The organism is Parafrankia sp. FMc2 (genome assembly GCF_041008525.1).
Taxonomy (GTDB): domain Bacteria; phylum Actinomycetota; class Actinomycetes; order Frankiales; family Frankiaceae; genus Parafrankia.
Genome location: NZ_JBFLUG010000275.1, coordinates 1 through 4453, shown reverse-complemented (window position 1 = coordinate 4453; position 4453 = coordinate 1). Strand labels below are relative to the sequence as shown.

3 protein-coding genes and 1 pseudogene are annotated in these 4453 nt (G+C 66.5%); all 4 read right to left on the bottom strand.

The window, feature by feature from the left end:
* Positions 1 to 110 precede the first annotated feature (110 nt).
* Positions 111 to 920, bottom strand: a complete 810-nt coding sequence (locus AB1460_RS35915) for a hypothetical protein (protein WP_368966922.1) — start codon at positions 918 to 920, stop codon at positions 111 to 113.
* Between the two features lie 264 nt (positions 921 to 1184).
* Complete coding sequence (locus tag AB1460_RS35910; protein WP_368966920.1) at positions 1185 to 2138, bottom strand: hypothetical protein; 954 nt, start codon at positions 2136 to 2138, stop codon at positions 1185 to 1187.
* A gap of 346 nt (positions 2139 to 2484) precedes the next feature.
* Positions 2485 to 3279, bottom strand: a complete 795-nt coding sequence (locus AB1460_RS35905; protein WP_368966918.1) for a hypothetical protein — start codon at positions 3277 to 3279, stop codon at positions 2485 to 2487.
* Between the two features lie 395 nt (positions 3280 to 3674).
* Positions 3675 to 4196, bottom strand: a pseudogene (locus AB1460_RS35900) (integrase core domain-containing protein); the annotation flags it as partial.
* Between the last annotated feature and the right edge of the window lie 257 nt (positions 4197 to 4453).

The following is a 4453-nucleotide window of genomic DNA, read 5'->3' as shown; positions in this document are numbered from 1 at the left end:
ATCGCGAACAACACCGTCTACCAGGACCTCGGCGGAGACTGGCACGCCCGCAGACGCCGGGACCCCGAACGCCGCCGGAAGAACCTCGTCGGTGAACTGGAGAAACTCGGCTACACCGTCACCGTCATACCCGCAGCATAGCCCTCCGCCCCACACAGAAAGGAAAACCCGCCGCCGCTCACCGAGTATCGATATGACCAGCGCTGGAAGCCAGGCTCCCAGCGCCTTCCAGCATGCCCGGAACCAGCCTCTCCGTGGTCCAGCAATTCACTCCTCAGAATCGCGAGTCGTTCCCGGCATCTGTTTGCGATCGACGGGATTACCTCGCGCAGAGGCGTCTCGGCGTAATCGCGTTGCAGATACTGTCGCCGCGCCAACGCGATAGCAGAATGTCCGGCCGCCTCTGCCAGCGCCCGCACGAGAAGCGCCCGTTCGGTGTACCAGTGCAGCTCCGGGAATTCCGCGGAGGCCCGAGCGGCGAGTTCAGAACCTTTCTCGGTGAGGAAGTAGCTATCCTGAAGCACTCGATCCGGAGTCCGCTGCGGTTTGATTATCAGTAATCCCGGGGCTACAAGCACGCTCAATGCACGATCGAGTTCCTCGAACGCTCCGAAGAGATACCGGACCATCGGAATCGCGCAGATCTCCGGTTCGTCCGAGTTGAGGATCTCGGCGGCCAGTTGCAGGTCGAGTGGGTCGCCAGTTCTTTCGTAGTCATTGAGCAACTCGTCGGCGAGGTAGTCCGGGTTGCGGAGCCAGAAGTCAAGTTTCTGAAGTCGGCTTTCGGCGTGCAGAACCGCCACACTTTTCGTCGGAGCTGCCACCCTCGCGGCCTCACTCAGCGGCTCCGCGACCGCTGCGATCAGCAGAAGTAGCCTCATCGCGTTGGAGAACCGATCCCCCGCATCGTCCTCATCCACGCACACACCGTAGCGAGCGGAGTGAGGGGAGATCAATCCCTACCAAGTAACGATCAAGCCGATATCTGCTGATCGTGAACGGACTCGCCGGTCTCGCCCGACGACCGGCAGCCTTCCTCGTCCCGAGGGACGGCTCGGTTGGCGGTCCGATCGACGATCGGTCGAGGAGCAACGGTGTGGGCAAGCCGTGGGCACGCCGATGGAGCGACCCCTCCGGTCCTCCACGACGTCGCTCGATGCGAGGCCACGTCTCGTATCGAGCGTTCAGCCGACGTCGGTCGCCCGATCCCCGATGCCTTCGATCTGGGTGTGGGTGTCGCTGCGTAGCTGCGCGACGAGCCTGCGAGCCGTGGGGGCGCCTACATGGAGCCGCTTTCGCAGCGTGTCCGCCGAGATAGGGCGCTGGTGATGCTGCCAGCGCAGCACATCCTCGGCGCGGGCCCGGTGGAGCAGGTTTTGCTCACGCGCCTTCTTGTCAATCTGGCGCCGATCCGACTTCCCTTCCCCGGCCCCGGCTGTCGGGGATGAGTCCTCCGGCGTTCCTGGCTCCGGACCGGCGGCGAGCCCGTCCGGCATCGATGCTGCCGACGACGCAGCGCTGGACGTGACGGCCTGACTGTGTCGAACGGGGGTGGGGTCGGCATCCGACTGCTTTGTCTGGGGCCGTGCCGGTGCAGGTGACGTAGCCTTGGGGGCGTCCGAATGCGTGGATGCCTCGTTCGTTGCGGGCAGGCCATCAACGGGCGTGGGCTGGGCGGTTTTGGATTCGATGGCTTTCATCGCTTGGAGTAGGCCTGGCCCGACCTCGGCCCAGCCGATCAGGAGCAGCGGACCAACAGCGTCGAAGGCGGCCCTGCCGTAGTTCTGCTCGATGAGGGGTTCGGCGATGTTCAGTGCCAGTGTGACGAAGCCGGCGAAGACGAGTAGCCGCCATGCCGGCCGCATCTGCCGAGTGGTCGCTCCGCCGAGCGCCAGTTGGCGGATACCGAGCAGGAGGCCGACCACGGACAGGTCCACCGCGGGCGCGACCAGCGGCGCGACATACGGCGGCACCCCCAGGTGGAGGCCCAGCGCCCAGGAGTTGCCGAAGCCGAACAGGAAACTGAGCCCCATCACCAACACCATGATCACACTGACGCCCCGAACGGCAGAGCTACCTGTCCCGTCGCCGCCACGACCGCCCGACGCGGCTGCGGCTGTTGCCGCTTCGGCGCTCATCGAAGACCCCGCCCGTCCGTGGTCGGCTGCCAGGCGCCGGCTGATCGCTCGGGCGGGGCTGTCCGCTCCGACCTGCCCGCTGCCACACCGGTTGCTACGCAGGGGTGCGGCGAAGGCGCGACGGGGGTGCCGCTGGCCCTCTCGGAGGCGGCGGATGTGTGGCAGTGGGTGTGGCAACGCGGGCCGCCAGAGGGGGACTCCAGCGACCAGAAGGGGACGTCAGGGCACGTGTATGGACGCTCCTGGACGGTATGGACCGGCCTGAAAAGCGGACGGTCGGCGGTTCGGCCTCCCACATTGCTGGCGCACGGTCTCGGTGCTGGTCCCAGACGATACGAAGGGGCGCTCACTCGGATGCGGCGAGCCAACTCTGTCCTGCTGGTTCGATATCAATTATCTCGACGTCATCCAGACCGACTCCGGCCGGATTGACCATGGATATGAGCGGGTCAGCTGCAGGGGCGAGCTCCTCAAGGGCCCGATGGGCGTCCGCGCGCAGCTGTATGACGAGACCTCGGGCTCGTTTTGATCCGATCTTCAGGCGTTTCCGTAGCTCCTCCGCGGAGATCGGCCGGTGGTGTTCCTCCCAGTACCGGGTGTCTTCCCGCCGCGCACGTGTGAGCAGCGTGGCTGAAGCCGTGGCGGCGCTGCCTGGGTCGGGCTTGCGTTGTCGGGGAACACCGGCCACGGTCGAGCCGGTGTCATCGTCGCGGTCGTCGGTGGGCACGGTGGATGCTGGCGTGCCGTTGCGCTGTGGAATCGGGATGGGGGCCGGGGGAATGATGGGGTAGCGCATCGCTTGCAGCAGGCCGGGGCCGACCTCGCTCCACCCGATCAGTAGGGCCGGGCCGACTGCGTCGAAGGCGGCCTTGCCGTAGTCGCCTGCGATCACCGGTTCGGCGATGTTCAACGCCAGGGTCACGATGCTGGAGAAGACCAGTAGCCGGCGGGCGGGGCGCAGCAGCTCCGGGGGAGCGTCCTGCAGGGCCAGCTGTCGGGTGCCCAGGAGAAGTCCCACCACGGACAGGTCGACTGCCGGGGCCACCAGCGGTGCGACCCAGATCGGCACCCCGAGACGCAGGCCGAGTTGGAGGACATTGCCGAACCCGAACAGGAAGGTCAGCCCGACTACTACGATCATGATCGCTGTTACCAGGGTGACCGTGATCTCGGGGCCGTTCGCCGAGGGCGGCCTCCCGGGCTGCTCTGGCGGTGCAATCTCCTGGGTGTTCATCGGACACCGCCTGCCGCCAAGGACGACAGGTCGAAGACCTCATGCAAGCCGATCATGTACGAATGGGTCGAGTCCCCCCTCGGACACTCTCTGTGATGATTTAGCTACTTAGGGTAGCATTTGTTAGTAATTTTGCGCTCAGTGGTCTGGTCGGCTCTGTTGCATCGGCGGAGTCCGTTGTCCGACGGCTGTCGATCGGTCATGATCGAGTGATGCGTCGACGTCGTGCCTGTCCACCGGTTCCGACGTCGGCGTTCGCCTGTGGGGTGTCAGAACTCGGCCACCTGCGTTGACCTGGGCTTTTAGGCGGCTCGTTCGTATTCGTTGATCAGGCCACCGAGGATGGGTCGGCGCTTGATCCGTTCCTGGGTCAGATCGGCGACGGGGTGGTCGGGTCGTGGTGGTTGAAGGCCACAACCGCGGTGGGGTCGTCGTCCGTTGTAGTGCCGTGCGTACTCGGCCAGAACGGTGCGTAGGTGCCGCTCGCCGAAGATCAGCATCCGGTCGGTGACCTCGGTCTGGACCGTGCGGACGAACCGTTCCGCGTAGGCGTTCGCCCGCGGAGCCCGGGGTGGGATCGTGACGGCGGTGATGCCGGCGTCGGCGGGGACCGCGTCGAACGACGCGGTGAACTGTCCGGCGCGGTCACGGACCAGGAACTGGAAGTCGGCAGTCCGGTCACCGAGGTCCAGGAGGAGGTTCCGGGCTTGTTGGGTGGTCCACGGTCCGTCGGGGTGGGCGGTGGCGCCGAGGATGTGGACGGTGCGGGAGTCGACCTCGATGACGAAGAAACAGTACAGACGCCGTAGCGTCACCGCGCAGTCGTCAGGTAGCGGGGGCGCATTGCTGCGCCCCCGCCCCTTCAGAACCCGGCGTGCCACTCGTCGCGGCACCGGGCTCAGGCGGCCCGCGTGGGCGGGCAGGCCCTACAGATTGCTGCCCGTGTCGGCTGTGTCGCCGGCGGGATGTCGGCGGTGGCAGCTGGCGTGTACGAGGCGGGGTCGATCGCCGGCCGGGCCGGGGGCGCCGGGCACCGGGATCGCCGTTCGGGTGATCGCGGTGCGGGTGGCACGGAACCACG

Bases quoted from the DNA above. Each gene is read 5' to 3' on its own strand.
- AB1460_RS35910 (WP_368966920.1), bottom strand. From the start codon at position 2,138: ATGAGCGCCGAAGCGGCAACAGCCGCAGCCGCGTCGGGCGGTCGTGGC.
- AB1460_RS35905 (WP_368966918.1), bottom strand. From the start codon at position 3,279: ATGATCGTAGTAGTCGGGCTGACCTTCCTGTTCGGGTTCGGCAATGTC.